The sequence below is a fragment of the Pseudarthrobacter sp. J1738 genome (assembly GCF_050490315.1).
Taxonomy (GTDB): domain Bacteria; phylum Actinomycetota; class Actinomycetes; order Actinomycetales; family Micrococcaceae; genus JBNPEO01.
Genome location: NZ_JBNPEO010000001.1, coordinates 59,889 through 76,761 on the forward strand (window position 1 = coordinate 59,889; position 16,873 = coordinate 76,761).

A 16,873-nucleotide genomic window follows, 5' to 3' on the forward strand; every position below is an offset into this window, starting at 1 on the left:
GCTGTCCGTCCCGCCCAAAGTGCGACGGCGTGTTGCCACGACACGCCGGGGAACCGTCGAGGCCTCTGGGAGCAACTGGGCTGGAAGGCCGGGGCAGATGCTCGGTCACGGGGTGCCTGCAGGTTTTTGGGTTGGGAAAGGGCGACTCTGTGCTTCGAAGTGGTGGCGAGGGCCGCAAAAAATGGGCCGGACCGGGAAAAATTGGAGCGGGCGACGGGAATCGAACCCGCGTATCAAGCTTGGGAAGCTAGCGCTCTACCATTGAGCTACGCCCGCATCGCTACCAAGCTGAGCATTGCTCAGCCGGAGCAGAACTCAGCTTAGCGCAGTTCTACCCCAGCCAAGAACCTGCCTAAGAATCAACCGAATGATGTACGGATTCAGTGCCGGCGGCTATTCGGTCCCGAATACTCTTGAGATATGCAATCGTTCAAGATCTTCGGGATGGACCTCGACAAGCTCGCTGGCGGCCGGCACGGGCATTACACAGTGGATCCGCAGAAGCTGGCTCACCCCAAAACGCAATCGGCATTCAAATGGGTGTTCGGAATTCTGGCCGCGGAGGTTGTGGTGGGTCTTGCCGCGATCGGGATCGCTCTGGTGCAACAGCTCAACGGAATCAACGTGCCGTTTGCCGTGTGGTTCCGTGGCCTGGTGGTGCTCTTTATGACAGTGACTCTGTTTTTCTTCGGATGGCGGGCCAAAAACGGCTTCTACTACGGCTACCAACGCCTGCGCTTGTTCAGCCAAATTTTCCCAGTGATCACCCTTGTGGTGGCAACCATCCCCGGCTTATACCCCTATTGGATGGTGGTGGAGCAGATCATTTTTGCCGTCCTCATGATTGGTGTGGCCGACTTCCTCACCAGCGATCACATGCGCGATGCTTTTCCCTCGCCCAAGCGCAAAGCTGAGCTAGAAGCGGCATCTACCGCCAAGTAAGTGCGGTAACTCTTCGGTAAAGCCCGGGAGATTCTCTAGGTGCATGAAGTGGTGAAACGTATCCTGAATCGGGCGGCCAGCGTTGTGGGGGACTGAGGCGGCTAGCCAACTTCCACCGAAAGGTCTCCAACCGTGTCAACCGCCGAATACGAGGTCTCCATTCACAAGGATGCCGTGACGGTCTACAACTTCCTTGCCGACGGTCTGAAAAACATCGAATGGCGCGAGGGTGTTCGCAGCGTTGCCCTCCGCTCAGGTGCCAAGGGTGCCAAAGGCGCCATTTACCAACAAACCCTCGCCGGCCCCGGCGGGCGTCCCATTGCCGGAGACTACGAAATCACAGTGGCCCGACCCGGCGCCGAGCTGCAATTTCAGGTGGTTGCGGGGCCAGCCCGCCCCCATGGAGGCTTTTACCTCAGCAGCGACGGCGACTCCACACGCGTGCGCTTTGTACTCGATTACGTTCCCAAAGGCCTTATGAAGATCATGGGTTCGATGGTTCAAAAGTCCATGCTCACTGAAGTTGCCCAACTGGAACGGCTTAAAGAAGTCCTCGAAGCAGCCGACTAAAGCAACCGGTTACCCGCTTACCGCGCCATCCGAACTTGGGACCACACACCAGCTAGCTTCACCGGCGTCTGCCATGCACCAGCTCCCAGCGGAAGATACGACGCCGATCCATCGTTACGCTGTAACACCACACCGCGGCTGTTCAACGCAGTGAAACTCTTCAACGATTTCGCCTGGATCACGGTCTGCCATCCGGTCGCCACCACAGTGCGCGCCTCGCTAATCACTGCAGCCTGACCACGCGAGCGGTACAAACTCACTGAACCCGCTGCGTTCTGGACCAAGAGATCTTGGAACCCATCGCCGTCGTAATCCACCATGGTCAGCGCAACCGCGCTGGTCCCCGAGGCCAAAAAGGTTCGCGTTGCCAGATCACCGAGCCCCATATTCGGGTAGAGGTATACGTTGCCGCTCGCGTCCGCTGCCACAATCTGCGGCATCCGATTTGTGGCGCACCATTCTCCAATGGAGATCTTCATGGTGTCCCAACCGGACTTGCCCAACACCACCTCGGCCCTGAACCCGCCGCCCAGAATTCCGCGGTACAGGCTGAGTTTTCCGGAGGTCCACTGAGCGATCACATCGTAAACGCCGTCGCGGTCCCAGTCCGTGGTGAACACTGCCTTTGTGGTGGCAAATCCAGTGCCGATGGTCCGTGCAGCACCCAAGGTTCCGGTGCCCGTTGCGGGGTAATCCAGCAGTGCGCCAGCGGCGTTGACGGCCACCACATCGGCCCCGCTGCGGATCGCTGAAGTGCTCAGATTCTGTGTGGACGGCATGTGCTTAGCCGGAGGTGTGCATGCGTCTTGGACAGGCTGCGGCTGGGTTGGTTGAGGCGGAACTGCTGTTCCACTTGGTGCAGTTACCGTCCCGGACGGAAGTGTTGTGTAGCCGAAAAAGTTCACTACGCCCCAGATTTTGTAGGTCTGGTCCGTGTAAGTAATGCCAATGCCCATCACGTTAAACCGGGGATCCAAGAGAGCTGCATTGTGCGCGGTGGAGGACTTCCACCACTCCACCAGTTGTGCAGCATCCCGGTCGCCGCGAATCGCAATGACCTCGCCGGCGCCGTTGTTTGGATTGAGCGCGCGCGGGTCCAGCCAGAAGTTTGCTCGGTGCTCCACTACACCGCGGCTGGCGATGTTGTTTGACCACTCCTGAGCCATGCCCGCGACCGTGGGGTGATACTTCATGGCAGACAACTTGTTCTGCACACGGTAGGTGTTGATCGCGTCGAACACGGTTTTGATGGCAGCGGTATTGCTGTCCGGAACCAAAGCTTGCGGGGTCGCTGCCTTTACCGATTCGGGTACTGCCGCAGCCTGGGCGGTCTTCCCGGCTCCGGCCGTGGGCTGGAACAGTGGGCCGATCGAGGGGATGGTGGCAGTGGGAGAAGGTAATGCGGAGGGACTCGCCACGGGCGCTGCTGCAGCTGTGGTGGGGGCTGCTTGAGTCCGGGCTGCTTGAGTGAGGGCAGCCGGTGTTGGTGCTGCTTGCTTTGCGGATGGCGTTGTGACGGACGGCGCTGTGACGGAGGGCGTTGTGCTGACCGTCGACTGCGGGGCTGGCACGGCTGAAGCGGTTGGCACTTGGGTGCTCTGAGCCGCGGTGGCCAGTGGCGTCGTCGTACTCTGCTGTTCGGCGCTAGTTGCCGTGCTCTCAACACTGGCGCGCTGCGAATTTGACAGCGTCCCCAGGCCAGGTGCGGCGGGTACAACGGCGGCAGCAAGGGCCAAACAGATCGCTGTGGCGACCGAAATTTTTTTCACTTTTTCCCCAGATCCGGAGGCGCCGGCGGCGGTGAACCGGACGTCATTCTGAGGGATACCTTATGCGCACGGGCTAGAACCACACAATGCATGCGGTATTTTGGGTCTGTGCTGATCTCTGACCGCGACATTCGCGCCGAAATCGATTCCCAACGCATTGTGCTGGAACCGTACGATCCTGCCATGGTGCAACCTTCGAGTGTTGACGTGCGAATCGACAGGTTTTTCCGCCTGTTCGACAACCACAAGTACGCTCACATTGACCCTGCCCAAGAGCAGCCGGAGCTCACCCGTTTGGTAGAGGTGGAAGCGGACGAGCCGTTCATTCTGCACCCTGGTGAGTTTGTTCTGGGCTCCACGTATGAGACCGTGACGCTGCCGGATGACATTGCTGCCCGGCTTGAAGGCAAGTCCTCGCTGGGGCGCCTTGGCCTGTTGACGCACTCCACCGCGGGCTTTATTGACCCCGGTTTCTCCGGCCACGTCACGCTTGAGCTTTCCAACATGGCCACATTGCCCATCAAGTTGTGGCCCGGGATGAAGATTGGCCAGTTGTGCTTCTTCCGCCTGACCTCGGCCGCTGAGCACCCTTATGGTTCTGGCGAGTACGGCAACCGGTACCAGGGTCAGCGTGGCCCCACCGCATCGCGCAGCTACATGAATTTTCACCGCAGCCAGATTTAGTAACCCGTCCAGCGCTCTTCGCCGAGTGGGTAGATAACGTCGCTTTGACGCCGTTCTAAGGGACATTATCTACCCATTCGGCGGAGGGGTTCTTCGGCGGCGGGGGGCTTAAGTGTTGAAAGGTACGACGGCGGGTGGCTTGGGCTTGGAGTTTCGCCCGATCAGCTTCATCACCGGTTCCACAAAACGGGCAGCGAGCGGACCACTCACCGCCATAATCAGCACATAGGTTGTGGCCAATGCAGCGATTTGCGGCACTACAGCGCCAGAGGCCACCGCCAAGCCGGCAATAACAATCGAGAACTCCCCGCGGGCTATTAACGCGGCACCGGCACGCGCACGGCCAGGCCGGCCAATTCCGGCACGGGACGCCGCCCACCAGCCCGTTGCCACCTTGGTAGCAGTGGTAATCACGGCGAGCAACAACGCCCAACCGAGCACCGGCGGAATGGACAAGGGGTCAGTGTTCAGCCCAAAGGCCACAAAGAAAATCGCCGCGAACAAGTCCCGCAACGGCTCCAACACTCGGGTGGCGTTATGCGCTGTAACACCGGAAATCGCGATCCCCAACATAAATGCGCCCACTGCTGCACTCACTTGCAGGGCTGAAGCAATACCGGCCACGAGCATCGCCGCGCCCAAAACGTTGAGCAAAAAGACTTCACTATTCTCGCTGTGAACAATCTTGGAGACCCGGTGTCCATGCCGCAATGCCACCACCAAAACCACTGTGATCACGGCCAACGCAATGCCAACCGTTTGCAGCCCACCCCAGAAACTCACCCCAAAAAGCGTTGCCGTGAGGATGGGCAAGTAGACGGCCATAGCCAAATCTTCGAACACCAAAATGGAAAGCACCACAGGAGTTTCGCGGTTACCGATCCGGCCCAAGTCGGTGAGCACTTTCGCCACAATGCCGGAGGACGAAATGTAAGTGACACCGGCCATCACCAGCGCACCCACCGGCCCCCATCCCAGCAAAAGCGCCACCAGGGCGCCAGGTAGGGCGTTGAGAACCAAGTCCAATACACCGGCTTGCCACGACTTTCGCAGACCCGTGACCAGCTCGCTGGCCGAGTACTCGAGCCCGAGCATCAGCAACAGCAAGATCACACCGATCTCACCGGATAGGTGGCTGAATTCGCGGATGCCGTCAAGCTTGATGATTCCGCCCGCGCCGAAAGCTAAACCACCCAAGAGATAGAACGGGATCGGGGACATGCCAATGCGCCCGGCCAGCCGGGCCAACAGTCCCAAACTGAAAACAACTGCACCGAGTTCAATCAGGGTCAGCGCGAGGTTATCCACCGCTTACCCGTTGCGCAGAATCGCTGCGGCAGCTTCCAAACCCTGCAGAGTGCCTACCGCCACCAGCAAGTCACCCTTGCGAAGTTCGACGTCGGGACCGGGCGAGGGGATCACTTCGCCTTCACGCATAATCGCCACAATAGACACACCACTGCGGGTGCGGATCGAGGCGGCGCCCATGGCTTTGCCCAAAAATGGCGAATCCTGCCCGATTGAAAATTGACGTGTTTCAATGCCGGGGACGTCCCTGTGCTCTTCGGTGAGCTGGTTAACGATTCCCTGACCCCCCAGCATTTGCCCCAACGCCAAGGCTTCGGCACTCGTCAGCGGGATGGAAGCCTGACAAGTGTCTGGATCATCCCAAGTAGAGACGATGAACTCGGTCAACCCGTCCCGGTGAAGCACCACACCAATACGCCGGCCGGAAGCGGTCATGAAGTCCTTGCGGAGGCCCAGTCCGGGCAGCTCGGTTTCTTCCACATTCATGCCATCAGCCTAGTCCTCTCAGGGGGACTCCCGCTGGCTGAAAAGCTTCAGCGTGAACTGTCCCCGGCAAAACGGTGAGCTCTTAGTGCTCCGGGACTACCGCCGTCGTAATTTCCTCCGGTGACTTCACCGGCAACAGCACCAAAAGCCCGGCGAGCAGGACCACCATAATGCCCAAAATTCCCCAACGCTGAGCCTGGCCTTCAGCCACGACAGGAGCCGCGATTGCAATGCATAGCGTGAACAACGCCGGGGCCAAGAAGGAAACTGCGCGGCCAGTAGTGGCGTAGAGGCCAAAGAGCTCGCCAGATTCGCCATTCGGTGCCAGGCGGGCCAAGTAAGCCCGGGAAGAGGACTGCGCGGGGCCCACAAAAAGGCATAGCAGCAGCCCGAAGATCCAGAACGTGGTGGTGCCGCTCCAGCTCAGACCGAACATCGACTGTGGATTGTTGCCGAACACCAAAATTGCTGTGCCAGCGATCAGCAGTCCAATGAGGGAGAAAACGATCACACGTTTGGGGCCAATTTTGTCATCTAACCAACCGCCGATAATCGCTCCGACCGCTGCCACCACATTGCCGAAGATGGCGAAGAAAATTACCTGCTTGAGTTCAAAACCAAACGTTCCGGCCGCGATCACACCACCAAAAGTGAACACCGCAGCCAATCCATCGCGGAAGATGGCGCTCGCGAGCAAAAAGTAGATGGTGTGTGGGCTGCTGCGGTAGATCGCCTTGATCCGGCGAATCAATAGTTTGTACGAGTCCGTGAAGGAAAGCTTGGGGCCGGTGACTTTGCGTGGAAGTTCGGGTACAGCGAACAGGACTGGCAGGGCAAAAATCATAAACCACAGCGCTGAGAACACTGCAACAAGACGAATGTTCAAGCTGTTCTCTGTGCTGGAGCCGAACCATTCGAAGGACGGCTGCACAAAAAGCTGGAGCACGATCAGCAACGCCACAATGCCGCCGAGGTAACCCATTCCCCAGCCGAGGCCAGAGATTTTGCCAATATTTTTGGGTGTAGAAATCTGGGCGAGCATGGCGTTGTAATTCACACCTGCAAACTCAAAAAACACGTTGCCTAGGGCGATGAGTGTGACGCCAAGGAGCAAGAACTGGGCGCTGGGGAAAACAAAAAAGCACAAGCCGGTCAGCACAGCCACCGCCACGGAATTCACTCCGAGCCAGAATTTTCGCCGCCCGCCTGTATCCGAACGTTGTCCGGTCACCGGAGCTAGAAGCGCAATCAACACCCCGGCAATCGCCAAGGCTCCACCCAGAACGGCCGAAGCATGGTCCTCGCCCCCGAACGCTTTGGAGGTCAAGTACACGGTGAAAACGAAGGTGGTCATCACCGCGTTGAATGCTGCAGAACCCCAGTCCCATGCAGCCCACGCAGCAATCTGCCGCTTCTTCACGGTGGATGTGCCAACCTCGAGTTCGGAAAGTGGCGCGCTAGTAGCCGGGGTAGGTCCTGTGCTCATAGTGGAATGCTAGCCGGAGCTCAAGGCAGAACTGGGCTGATCTTCGCTAACATCCGTGTAACGCCTGGTAAAGGGAATGGGTTCAAGGGGTGGGGGATGCTCTTCCACTTGATAAACTGCTGGCACAGAACCCAACCTTTTTGCCGCCTGCTCCAACTTTTTGATAACCGAATCCCACGATTTTGCGGAGAACCTAGTGCTGACAATTCTTGCCACCCACTTTACGTTGGCAATTGTTGCGCCCTGGATCTTCCAGCGTTGGGGACGGAACTCGTTCTATGCGCTCGCCGCAGTGCCGGCCGGTTCTTTTGTGTGGCTCTTGGCCCAACACAACGCCGTCTTCGGCAGCAAAAACGGCGCCGTCACCGAGCTGCAACCCTGGATCCCACAACTGGGCCTGAACTTAGCTTTCCGCCTAGACGCACTCGCCTGGATCATGTGCCTCTTGGCGCTGGGAATCGGCGCACTGGTGCTGGTCTATTGCGCCAGATACTTCAAAAACAAGGACTCTCACCTAGGCGGATTCGGCGCCCAACTCTTGGCCTTCGCCGGTGCGATGTTCGGACTTGTCACCGCAGATGACCTCATTCTGCTGTTTATCTTCTGGGAACTGACCACCATCCTCTCCTACTTGCTCATTGGGTACGCACGCACTCGTTTGGCAGCTCGGCGCTCGGCCCTGCAAGCGTTGATGGTCACCACGGCTGGCGGATTGACCATGCTGATCGGGCTGATTATGCTCGGCAACGCAGCCGGCACCTACCGGATTTCCAGCATCCTGGATCACGCCTCGGAGCTGGTGAATTCCCCGGCAACCTCAGGAAGTGTGGCAGGCGCCGTCGTACTGATTTTGGTGGGAGCTGTCACCAAGTCCGCCCTGGTTCCATTCCATTTCTGGTTGCCTGGCGCAATGGCCGCGCCCACCCCGGTCAGCGCGTACTTGCATGCTGCAGCTATGGTCAAGGCAGGTGTTTATCTGGTGGCGCGGCTGGCCCCAGGGTTTGCTACCACCGAGTTCTGGCTGCCGGTTGTTCTGAGCTTGGGGCTCGCCACCATGCTGGTAGGCGGCTACCGGGCGCTACGCCAAACGGATATCAAACTCATTTTGGCTTATGGCACCGTCAGCCAGCTGGGCTTTTTGACCATGGTGGTTGGCCTTGGCACACCCGCGGCTGCGCTTGCCGGGATCGCCATGCTCCTAGGTCACGGGCTGTTCAAAGCCACACTGTTTTTGGTGGTTGGCATCATTGACCACCAAACCGGGACCCGCGATCTGCGCAAACTTTCTGGTGTCTTTTCCTCTGCCCGCGCGCTGGGGATTATTGCAGCGGTTGGTGCCGCATCCATGGCTGGGCTGCCCCCGTTGGCCGGTTTTGTGGCCAAAGAATCGGTGTTTACGGCCTTTGTTGAATGGGGAACCGGCGATCACGCTCATCCCTGGGGGCCTGTGATTGTGGTTGGTATGGTGTTGGGCTCCATCCTCACCTTCGCTTACAGTGCCCGCTTTATGTGGGGCGCTTTTGCCAACAAACCCGGTGTTGCGGCTACCCCGTTCAAGGCGGTCAGCCCGTCCTTTATTGCCGCACCAGCCCTGTTGAGCGTGCTCACCATTGTGTATGGACTGTGGCCGGCACCAGTTGACGGCTGGATCCAACCGTATGCGGCACTATTGGAGCAGAACGCCGGGACAGTAGCTCACGGCACAGCAACTCACGGCGCAGGGCACCTGGCGTTGTGGCACGGTATGTCACCCGCATTGGGGCTCACGGCTATCACCTTCATGGTGGGAATTGCGCTGTACCTACTGCGCAAGCCGGTGAGCCGTTGGCAGAGCAAAGTGCCGGCGTGGGTGGATTCGGACAAGGTGTACCAGAACGTTATTGGTGGTTTGGATGATGCGGCGGTGTGGATTACCGGCCGCACGCAGCGTGGTTCCATCTTTTTCTACCTCGCGGTGATCCTTAGCGTGGCCTTTGCTGTTCCGGCGTCAGTGCTGTTGATCAACGGCCAAAGTTTGCCGGACGGAATGCACTGGATTGATCCGGGCTCTCCGCTGCAATGGGTGGCCGGGGTTGGCATTGTGATTGGTGCGCTTGCTGCAGTCCGGGCCAATAAACGCTTTTATGCCGTGCTGATGGTCTCAGTGACCGGGTATGGAATTGCGCTCATTTTTGCCTTGCAGGGCGCCCCGGACTTGGCATTGACACAAATGCTTGTGGAGACCATTGTGTTGGCCGCTTTTGTCTTGGCTATGCGTAGCCTGCCCGCCGCGCTACGGGACCGAACTGGTGGCAAATACCGGCTGGTCCGCGTGATTATTGGCGTGGCCTTTGGGGTGACCATGATTTTTGTGGCTATCTACGTGATGGGCGCCCGGGTTGCTGATCCGGTTTCCTTGAGTTTCCCCCAATTGGCGTACGACGGCGGTGGGGGACTGAACGTTGTTAACGTCACCCTTGTGGATATTCGGGCGTGGGACACCTTCGGCGAGATTTCCGTATTGGCCCTTGCAGCTACGGGTGTTGCGAGCCTGATTTTTGTGCGCTCGCGCGGGGAGAACGTGCTTTCCAGTAGTGCTGTTGAGGATGGTGTGGTGGGCCGGCATCAAGGTGCGGAGGAAGGCACCCGTGAGGCTGCGGCTTTGGACACTGCCCGGAAATTCGCGGCGAGCACCCGGGATGCGTGGCTGGTGGCGGGGCGTACCTTGGCGCCGGAACGCCGATCCATCATCTTTGAGGTTGTGACGCGGCTCATCTTCCACACCATGATCATTTTCTCTGTTTACTTGCTGCTGGCTGGCCACAATCTGCCCGGTGGTGGTTTTGCCGGCGGTCTGATGGCCGGGCTGGCGCTGACCATTCGTTACCTTGCTGGTGGCCGTTTTGAACTTGCTGAGGCAAGCCCGGTCAGTGCCGGAACATTGTTGGGAGTGGGGCTTGCCCTTGCCGCCTTGACCGGCTTGTTTCCGCTGTTTTTGGGCGGCGATGTTTTCCAAAGCGCCATTATCCAGTTCAGCCTGCCGGTGTTTGGTGAGATCAAATTTGTGACCTCTACTTTGTTCGATATTGGCGTCTACATTGTGGTGGTTGGTTTGGTGTTGGACGTTTTGCGTAGCCTCGGTTCGGAGATTGATGAGAACCATGAGAAACGCTTCCAACCCGCAGTCCAATCTGAACAGGCTGACGAACTGACCCGCGAAGGAGGTCAGGCATGAGTATCAACCTGACCCTCCTGTTGGTGATGGGTGTCCTCTATGCGTGCGGCATCTACCTGATTTTGGAACGTAGCCTTACCCGGGTTCTTTTGGGTCTGATGCTTTTGGCTAACGCCACAAACTTGCTCATCCTGACCACCGGTGGCTATGCCGGGATTGCGCCGTTCTTCGAAAAAGGTATTCCGGCTAAGGCATATAGTGATCCACTGCCGCAGGCGATGATTCTGACGTCCATTGTGATCTCCTTTGCGGTCACTGCTTTTATGCTCGGCATCATCTACCGGACTTGGGTTCTGGGCCGAGAAGACGAAATTACTGATGATATTGAAGACCGTCGCGTGGCTAACACTCCCAGTTTTGACGCTGAGGATGACGCTGAGATTCCTGTGGAAACCTCTGAATTCCCTCTGGCGCAACCGAGCCCCGATGGCCGCGCACCTGGTACTGCCGGAGCCGGAGCCGCCGACGCCGGAGATCACCCACATGCGGCCGAAGAGCAACCAGGGTCCACCCGGTTGATTGAGGACAGCCCTACCGATCAACCCAGCGCAGGCAAACTTCAGAACGACGGCGGTGAGCAGCAGTGAACGTAGCAAGTCTTGCCCCGTTGGCAGTACTCTTGCCCATTTTGGGTGCCGCAGTGACCTTTATGCTGATCCGTCATGCCAAGGCTCAGCGAACCGTCAGCGTTGGAATTTTGTCCCTCACCTTGGCGCTCGAATGTGTTTTGTTGGGCTCGGTGTGGAACGGCGGAACGTACGCGGTGACGCTGGGTGGTTGGGTGCCGCCCTTTGGCATTGTGATGGTGGTGGACCAGTTCTCCTCGCTTATGCTGGTGGTCTCCTCGGCGATCAGCCTCGCGGTGCTGCTTTACGCCTCAGCGCAGGGTGTGAGTGACGGCGGCGAGGACGGTCCTGTTTCGATTTTTCACCCCACGTACCTGATTCTGGTGGCCGGGGTTTCGAACGCCTTCCTGGCCGGGGATCTTTTTAACCTTTATGTGGGCTTCGAGATCCTGCTAACCGCCAGCTACGTGTTGATGACCTTAGGTGGGACGGGTCCCCGTATCCGTGCCGGCGTTACGTACGTGGTGGTCTCGGTAGTGTCTTCGGTGCTGTTCTTGATTTCGATCGCCATGATTTACGGGGCCACAGGTTCCATCACCATGGCTGATCTTTCGATCAAACTCGCTGAACTGGATCCCGGAATTCAAACGCTCCTGCACGTGATGCTGCTGGTTGCTTTTGGTATTAAGGCCGCAGTTTTCCCGCTCTCCTTCTGGCTCCCTGACTCCTACCCCACGGCCCCCGCGCCGGTCACGGCAGTGTTCGCAGGTTTGCTGACCAAGGTGGGTGTTTACGCCATGGTCCGCACGGAAACGTTGCTGTTCCCGCGGGACACTCTCAACACCCCGCTGATGGTGGTGGCGTTGTTGACCATGATTGTGGGAATCCTGGGTGCCATTGCCCAGAGCGATATCAAACGTCTACTCTCTTTCACCTTGGTCAGTCACATTGGGTACATGGTCTTTGGTTTGGCGATCAGCTCAGTGGCTGGACTGGGGGCTGCGGTGTTTTACGTGGCCCATCACATCACTATTCAGACTTCGCTCTTTTTGGTGGCTGGCCTGATTGAACGCCGCGGTGGCAGCTCGTCTATGGACCGTTTGGCGGGAATGGCCAAGCTGAGCCCGCTACTAGCGCTGCTGTTCTTTGTCCCCGCGATGAACCTTGCTGGGATCCCGCCGTTCTCCGGTTTCTTGGGCAAACTGGGTCTGCTACAGGCTGGTGTGCAATTGGGGACACCACTTGCGTACGTCTTGGTGGCCGGTGGTGTGGTGGCTTCACTGTTGACCTTGTTAGCCATTGCGCGTGTCTGGAACAGGGTATTTTGGCGCAAACCCTCAGACGCCGAGTTCCCAGCGCCCGCCCTTCTGGGCCATGAACCTGCCAGCCGCCTGCTGCCGTGGGGGATGGTGTTCCCCACGGCAGCGTTGGTGGCTATGGGTGTAGCGCTCACTGTTTTTGCCGGGCCGTTATTTCGGTTTAGCGATCAGGCGGCTCACGAAATGCTGGACCGTACACCGTACATTCACGCAGTCCTAGGCGATCATGTACCAGTTCCGGCAAAGGACGGTGCCAAGTGACCCGTCACCGGATTTCGCTTAAACAAGAACTCCCGCTGCTGCTGTGGCTTGTGCTGGTGTGGGGTGCACTGTGGCGGGACTTCAGCGCTGGCAACCTGATTTTTGGGGCTGTTATTGGGGTGGTAATTGCGCGCTTGTTTTACTTACCACCCGTGGAGCTCAGCGGGCGGTTTAATGTGCTGCGGGCTCTATGTTTTGCCGTCGTTTTTTTGGGGAAAGTGATTGTGGCGAGTTGCCAGGTGCTGTATATCGCCGTCGCGCGTGGACCTCAGGTGCGTAATGCGGTGGTGGCCGTCCCGCTGCGCAGTCACGACGATCTGATTGTCACAGCCACCGGGCACGTGGCGGCGCTGATTCCGGGATCGCTGGTGGTAGATGTGGACCGCAGCACCTCCACGCTGTACCTGCACGGGCTCAATATTCGGGACAGCGAGGACGCTGAACAGCTACGCCAGCAGGTGCGGCAGATCGAGGCGGATCTGATTGCCATTATGGGTAGCCGAACGGACCTTACGGCCCTGCACAACAGTCATGAACAGGGACGACGCCGATGATGACCATAGTTTTGATTGTCACCTCGGTGATCCTCGCCTTAGCCGCGGTGGGGGCCATTATCCGTATTGCGCGCGGACCGTCCTTGCTGGACAGGGTGCTTGCCACCGACGTGTTGCTCGCGATCGTTGGTGCTGTCTTGTGCATCGACATGGCAGCGAACCGGAACCTCAACAATCTGGTGTTGGTGGTGTCCATTTCCCTGATTGGTTTTATTGGTTCGGTGACAGTGGCGCGCTTTGTGGCTGAGCGGAGGAGCGAGAGCAATGATTCTTGACGCTTCTCTTGGGGACGCCATTATTGACGGGCTCACCGCAGTATTTTTGGTGGTGGGGGCGTTGATGTCCTTGGCCGCGGCCATTGGCTTGTTGCGCTTCCCGGATCTGATGAGCCGGATGCACGCTGCCACAAAGCCGCAGGTTCTTGGTTTGTTTTTGTTGCTCGCCGCAGTGGGTTTGCAGATGCGTTCCTGGGTGGTGTGGCCGGTGCTCATTGTTGCGTGGATCTTCCAGCTACTCACCGTGCCCGTGTCAGCACACATGGTGGGCCGGGCTGGGTACCGGACCAAACACCGTCACCCCGAGTTGTTGAGCCTGGATGATCTGGACGAGGTAGTAGCCCATGCCGCCGAACAGGGCACTGAGGGAACTGATGAAGCAGACGCCGGAGCGCGAGTAGATCGCGAACGGACTTACCCGTAAGTCGCTACATTTTTGGACATCCGCATCCGGGATCCCGGATGCGGATGTCCAAAAATGTAGCGGTTCTCACGACTCACGTGATCAGGGTCTATGACGCGGCGTGCGATGGCCCTAGACGATGTCCTGAGTCTTGTTGAATCGAGCAATGGCTCGCTGGGTTCCACGGCCTGTGAGCACCTGAATAACGGTACTCACCGAACCGGAAATCAGGGCGAAAACCAATGCCTGACGCAGGCTAGATTCGGCCTCATCGCCGGGCTTAGGCGGCTTGTTGCCAGTGGCCTTGAGCCACGCAGCGTTGACGAGCTTGCTGCCAACAATTCCTGCACCGATGCTTACGCCCGTGCCCAACAGTTTCAGCAAAATGTTCATTGATCACTCCTCGTGATGGGAATTTTTCCTGCGAACAACTCTGGATCCAGCCTAGCGTCTGTGAGCGGGCGCGTCTTTCTCTGCTGCCACAGATTCTTCAACAGCAGATTCTTCAGCTGGCGACGAGGTGAGGGCCACGATCTTGGCACCTTCCACATCAACGTCCGGCAAAATGCGCTCGAGCCACTTCGGCAGCCACCAAGCTGCCTTGCCCAACAAGTGCATGGCTGCCGGGATGATGGTCATGCGAACAATAAAGGCATCCACCAGCACACCGAACGCCATGGCAAAGCCCATGGGCCGGACCATTGTCAGATGGCTGAAGATGAACCCGGCAAACACACTGGTCATAATGATCGCAGCAGCGGTGACCACCTTCGCTGCATGGCTGAACCCGCTTCGCACAGCCCGCTGAGCCGTGGCGCCATGCATGTAGGCCTCGCGCATACCCGAGGCAATAAACACTTGGTAGTCCATGGCCAAACCGAACAGCACACCAATGAGAATGATCGGCAAGAAGCTCAGCACTGCGCCGGGGTGGTGAACGTCAAAGATGTTTCCCAGCCAGCCCCACTGGTACACGGCCACCACTCCACCAAATGCCGCGGCAAGGGAGAGTAGGAAGCCAGCCGTTGCTAGCAGCGGAACAATGATGGAGCGGAACACCAGCATCAGCAAGATCAGTGAAAGGCCCACCACAATCACTAAATACAGTGGTAGGGCGTCGCCGAGCTTGTTGGAAACATCCACGTTGGCGGCGGTTTGACCGGTCAAACCGATGGTGACGTCCTCAGAAGACTTCAACTCCGTGCCTTTAGCCCGCAGATCGGAAACCACCTTGACCGTCGAGGCGCTGGCCGGCCCTTCCTTGGGGATGATCTGGAAAACCGCAGTAGTGCGGTCCTCGCTCAGAGCAACCGGAACTGCAGCCTGAACATTCTCCACAGTGCGCAGAACTTCCGAGATGTTGTATTCCTTGGTTTGGGCATCGGCTTCGCTCAGCCCGGAAGGCAGCTTGGCCACCAACACGATGGGGCCGTTCATGCCTTCACCGAAGTTCTGGCCAACAGTGCTGTACGCCTTGTAGGCGCTCGAATCGGCAGGTTCCGTCCCGCCGTCGGGTAGTGCCAAACGTAGCTGGGTGGCGGGGATTGCCACCAGGCCCAAGGCAATCACACTGACCACCAAGGAGAGCCACGGGTGTTTGGTGACAAAACCGCCCCAACCGTGGGAACCGTCGTCGTCCTTGGCGTGGTGTGCGGTGTGCGCGAGGTGCTTTTCGCGCCTCTTCCATGCACGCTTGGAAATCAACTTGGTGCCAATGACGCCTAGGAGTGCCGGGGTGAGCGTGATGGCAACGGCCACGGAAATCGCCACAGTTGCTGCTGCAGCAATACCCATCACGGCAAGGAATGGCAGGCCCGGAACAACCAGTGCGGCAAGGGCGATCACCACGGTGAGGCCGGCAAAGGTCACCGCGTTACCGGCCGTTCCGGTGGCGCGGGCGATCGATTCGCCCATCTCCATGCCCTCAAGCAGCTGGTTCCGGTGGCGGTTGACGATGAACAAGGAGTAGTCAATGCCCACCGCGAGGCCGATCATTAGGCCGAGCATCGGGGAAACAGAGCTCATCTCAATCACGCCGGTCAGTGCGAACGTTCCGCCCACACCCACACCCACACCGATGATGGCCATCAGGAGCGGCAGCCCCGCAGCAACCAGGGTGCCGAGCATCAGCAGCAGCACCAATGCAGCCACGGCCAGGCCTACGATTTCGGCCGTACCAAAGAGCTCAGAAACGTCTTCAACAATTTCCTTGCTGAAATAGATCTCCACGCCGGAGGACTTGGCCTTATTCACCACGTCCTGAACTTGCTCGCGCTGAGCCGGGGTTAGGGCGTTGATGGAGGTGTTGAACTGGATTTGTGCCACCGCGGCGTTGCCGTTTTCGGAGACAAAGCGCATACCTTCGGAAGACTTTTGCTGACGCTTGCCGAGGTCCAGTTTGCTCTGTGCATCGGTAAGTTCCTGGGCGCTGGCTTTAGCTTGAGCCACGCCGTCGTTGTATTGCTTTTCAGCGGCCTCTAACTGTGCGGCGGCTGCAGCGGCCTGAGCTGCGGGGATTTGGACACCAGCTGCTTGAGCCTGGGCGGCTTGGGCCTTGCCTGCATCTATCTGCGCTTTGGCGGCATCGAGTTGTTTCTGACCGGCGGCTAGCTGGGCCTTGCCGTCGTCGATCTTCTTCTGGTTGGCTTCCAAGGTGGCGAGGGCGCCATCCAGCTGAGCTTGGGTGGTGAAGGGGTCTACCGAGCTTTCCACCACGTCAACGCTGGAGAGGTCCTTGAGCGCTGCGGAGATGGCAGTTTTTTGCGCATCAGTAATTGCCGCACCATTGCTGCCTTCAAACACCACGGGGGCGCTGCCGCCAGCGGACTTGGGCAGCTCTTGTTTCAACTCATCGAGGACCCGCTGCGTTTCGGTTCCCGGGATCTTGAAGTTGTTGGATGTGGTGCCGTGGAAAGCGACGGCGGAACCACCGACGGCGACCAGGAGGGCCAGCCAAAAGGTGACCACCCACCGGCGGTGCTGGTAGGAGAATTTTCCGAGCCGGTAAAGCAAAAGAGCCATGGGAAGACCGTTCTA

15 protein-coding genes and 1 tRNA gene are annotated in these 16,873 nt (G+C 58.6%); 9 read left to right on the forward strand and 7 right to left on the reverse strand.

What is annotated here, in order from left to right:
* Positions 1-202: 202 nt before the first annotated feature.
* Positions 203-276, reverse strand: a tRNA-Gly gene (locus ACQR35_RS00290).
* Between the two features lie 144 nt (positions 277-420).
* Here ACQR35_RS00290 and ACQR35_RS00295 point away from each other — a divergent pair.
* Positions 421-942, forward strand: a complete 522-nt coding sequence (locus ACQR35_RS00295; RefSeq protein ID WP_430268898.1) for a hypothetical protein — start codon at positions 421-423, stop codon at positions 940-942.
* Between the two features lie 132 nt (positions 943-1,074).
* Positions 1,075-1,512, forward strand: coding sequence for an SRPBCC family protein (locus ACQR35_RS00300; RefSeq protein WP_430267926.1), 438 nt, complete (start codon positions 1,075-1,077; stop codon positions 1,510-1,512).
* 17 nt (positions 1,513-1,529) lie between these two features.
* Here ACQR35_RS00300 and ACQR35_RS00305 read toward each other — a convergent pair whose 3' ends face one another.
* Positions 1,530-3,281, reverse strand: a complete 1,752-nt coding sequence (locus ACQR35_RS00305; RefSeq protein WP_430268899.1) for a CAP domain-containing protein — start codon at positions 3,279-3,281, stop codon at positions 1,530-1,532.
* A 108-nt stretch (positions 3,282-3,389) separates the two neighbouring features.
* On the opposite strand from ACQR35_RS00305, the gene dcd reads away from it, so the two are divergent.
* A complete protein-coding gene (gene dcd, locus ACQR35_RS00310; protein WP_430269235.1) occupies positions 3,390-3,965 on the forward strand; it encodes a dCTP deaminase in 576 nt (191 codons plus the stop codon).
* Between the two features lie 108 nt (positions 3,966-4,073).
* Here the strand turns inward: dcd and ACQR35_RS00315 are convergent, their stop codons facing one another.
* From ACQR35_RS00315 to ACQR35_RS00325, 3 genes are all read right to left on the reverse strand, one after another.
* Positions 4,074-5,273, reverse strand: coding sequence for a cation:proton antiporter (locus tag ACQR35_RS00315; protein WP_430268900.1), 1,200 nt, complete (start codon positions 5,271-5,273; stop codon positions 4,074-4,076).
* Positions 5,274-5,276: 3 nt separating this feature from the next.
* Positions 5,277-5,759 (reverse strand): cation:proton antiporter regulatory subunit, encoded by a 483-nt coding sequence (locus tag ACQR35_RS00320; RefSeq protein WP_430267923.1) that lies wholly within the window; start codon positions 5,757-5,759, stop codon positions 5,277-5,279.
* Positions 5,760-5,841: 82 nt separating this feature from the next.
* On the reverse strand, positions 5,842-7,245 hold the full coding sequence (locus ACQR35_RS00325; protein WP_430268901.1) for an MFS transporter: 1,404 nt from the start codon (positions 7,243-7,245) through the stop codon (positions 5,842-5,844).
* Between the two features lie 196 nt (positions 7,246-7,441).
* Here ACQR35_RS00325 and ACQR35_RS00330 point away from each other — a divergent pair, with 196 nt between their 5' ends.
* From ACQR35_RS00330 to mnhG, 6 genes are read left to right on the forward strand one after another with little or no spacing between them, the layout of a single operon-like run.
* Complete coding sequence (locus ACQR35_RS00330) at positions 7,442-10,459, forward strand: Na+/H+ antiporter subunit A (RefSeq protein WP_430268902.1); 3,018 nt, start codon at positions 7,442-7,444, stop codon at positions 10,457-10,459.
* Complete coding sequence (locus ACQR35_RS00335) at positions 10,456-11,046, forward strand: Na(+)/H(+) antiporter subunit C (protein WP_430267920.1); 591 nt, start codon at positions 10,456-10,458, stop codon at positions 11,044-11,046. Before ACQR35_RS00330 ends, ACQR35_RS00335 begins: the two co-directional genes overlap by 4 nt.
* The gene (locus ACQR35_RS00340; protein ID WP_430268903.1) at positions 11,043-12,605 is read left to right on the forward strand and encodes a Na+/H+ antiporter subunit D; all 1,563 of its coding nucleotides are present in this window, start codon (positions 11,043-11,045) and stop codon (positions 12,603-12,605) included. The genes ACQR35_RS00335 and ACQR35_RS00340 overlap by 4 nt, the downstream gene beginning before the upstream one ends.
* Positions 12,602-13,159, forward strand: a complete 558-nt coding sequence (locus tag ACQR35_RS00345) for a Na+/H+ antiporter subunit E (RefSeq protein ID WP_430267918.1) — start codon at positions 12,602-12,604, stop codon at positions 13,157-13,159. Before ACQR35_RS00340 ends, ACQR35_RS00345 begins: the two co-directional genes overlap by 4 nt.
* The gene (locus ACQR35_RS00350) at positions 13,156-13,434 is read left to right on the forward strand and encodes a monovalent cation/H+ antiporter complex subunit F (RefSeq protein WP_430267917.1); all 279 of its coding nucleotides are present in this window, start codon (positions 13,156-13,158) and stop codon (positions 13,432-13,434) included. The genes ACQR35_RS00345 and ACQR35_RS00350 overlap by 4 nt, the downstream gene beginning before the upstream one ends.
* Positions 13,424-13,858 carry a monovalent cation/H(+) antiporter subunit G gene (gene mnhG, locus ACQR35_RS00355; RefSeq protein WP_430268904.1) on the forward strand — a complete coding sequence of 145 codons (435 nt, stop codon included), beginning with the start codon at positions 13,424-13,426 and terminating at the stop codon, positions 13,856-13,858. Before ACQR35_RS00350 ends, mnhG begins: the two co-directional genes overlap by 11 nt.
* A gap of 111 nt (positions 13,859-13,969) precedes the next feature.
* Here mnhG and ACQR35_RS00360 read toward each other — a convergent pair whose 3' ends face one another.
* Together ACQR35_RS00360 and ACQR35_RS00365 are read right to left on the reverse strand one after the other, a co-directional pair.
* Positions 13,970-14,230: a DUF4235 domain-containing protein gene (locus tag ACQR35_RS00360; RefSeq protein ID WP_430267915.1), complete on the reverse strand. Its 261-nt coding sequence runs from the start codon at positions 14,228-14,230 to the stop codon at positions 13,970-13,972.
* Between the two features lie 51 nt (positions 14,231-14,281).
* A complete protein-coding gene (locus ACQR35_RS00365) occupies positions 14,282-16,858 on the reverse strand; it encodes an MMPL family transporter (protein WP_430268905.1) in 2,577 nt (858 codons plus the stop codon).
* Positions 16,859-16,873: the final 15 nt, after the last annotated feature.

Bases quoted from the DNA above. Each gene is read 5' to 3' on its own strand.
- ACQR35_RS00350 (WP_430267917.1), top strand. From the start codon at position 13,156: ATGATGACCATAGTTTTGATTGTCACCTCGGTGATCCTCGCCTTAGCC.
- mnhG (WP_430268904.1), top strand. From the start codon at position 13,424: ATGATTCTTGACGCTTCTCTTGGGGACGCCATTATTGACGGGCTCACC.
- ACQR35_RS00320 (WP_430267923.1), bottom strand. From the start codon at position 5,759: ATGAATGTGGAAGAAACCGAGCTGCCCGGACTGGGCCTCCGCAAGGAC.
- ACQR35_RS00360 (WP_430267915.1), bottom strand. From the start codon at position 14,230: ATGAACATTTTGCTGAAACTGTTGGGCACGGGCGTAAGCATCGGTGCA.
- ACQR35_RS00295 (WP_430268898.1), top strand. From the start codon at position 421: ATGCAATCGTTCAAGATCTTCGGGATGGACCTCGACAAGCTCGCTGGC.
- ACQR35_RS00325 (WP_430268901.1), bottom strand. From the start codon at position 7,245: ATGAGCACAGGACCTACCCCGGCTACTAGCGCGCCACTTTCCGAACTC.
- ACQR35_RS00335 (WP_430267920.1), top strand. From the start codon at position 10,456: ATGAGTATCAACCTGACCCTCCTGTTGGTGATGGGTGTCCTCTATGCG.
- ACQR35_RS00365 (WP_430268905.1), bottom strand. From the start codon at position 16,858: ATGGCTCTTTTGCTTTACCGGCTCGGAAAATTCTCCTACCAGCACCGC.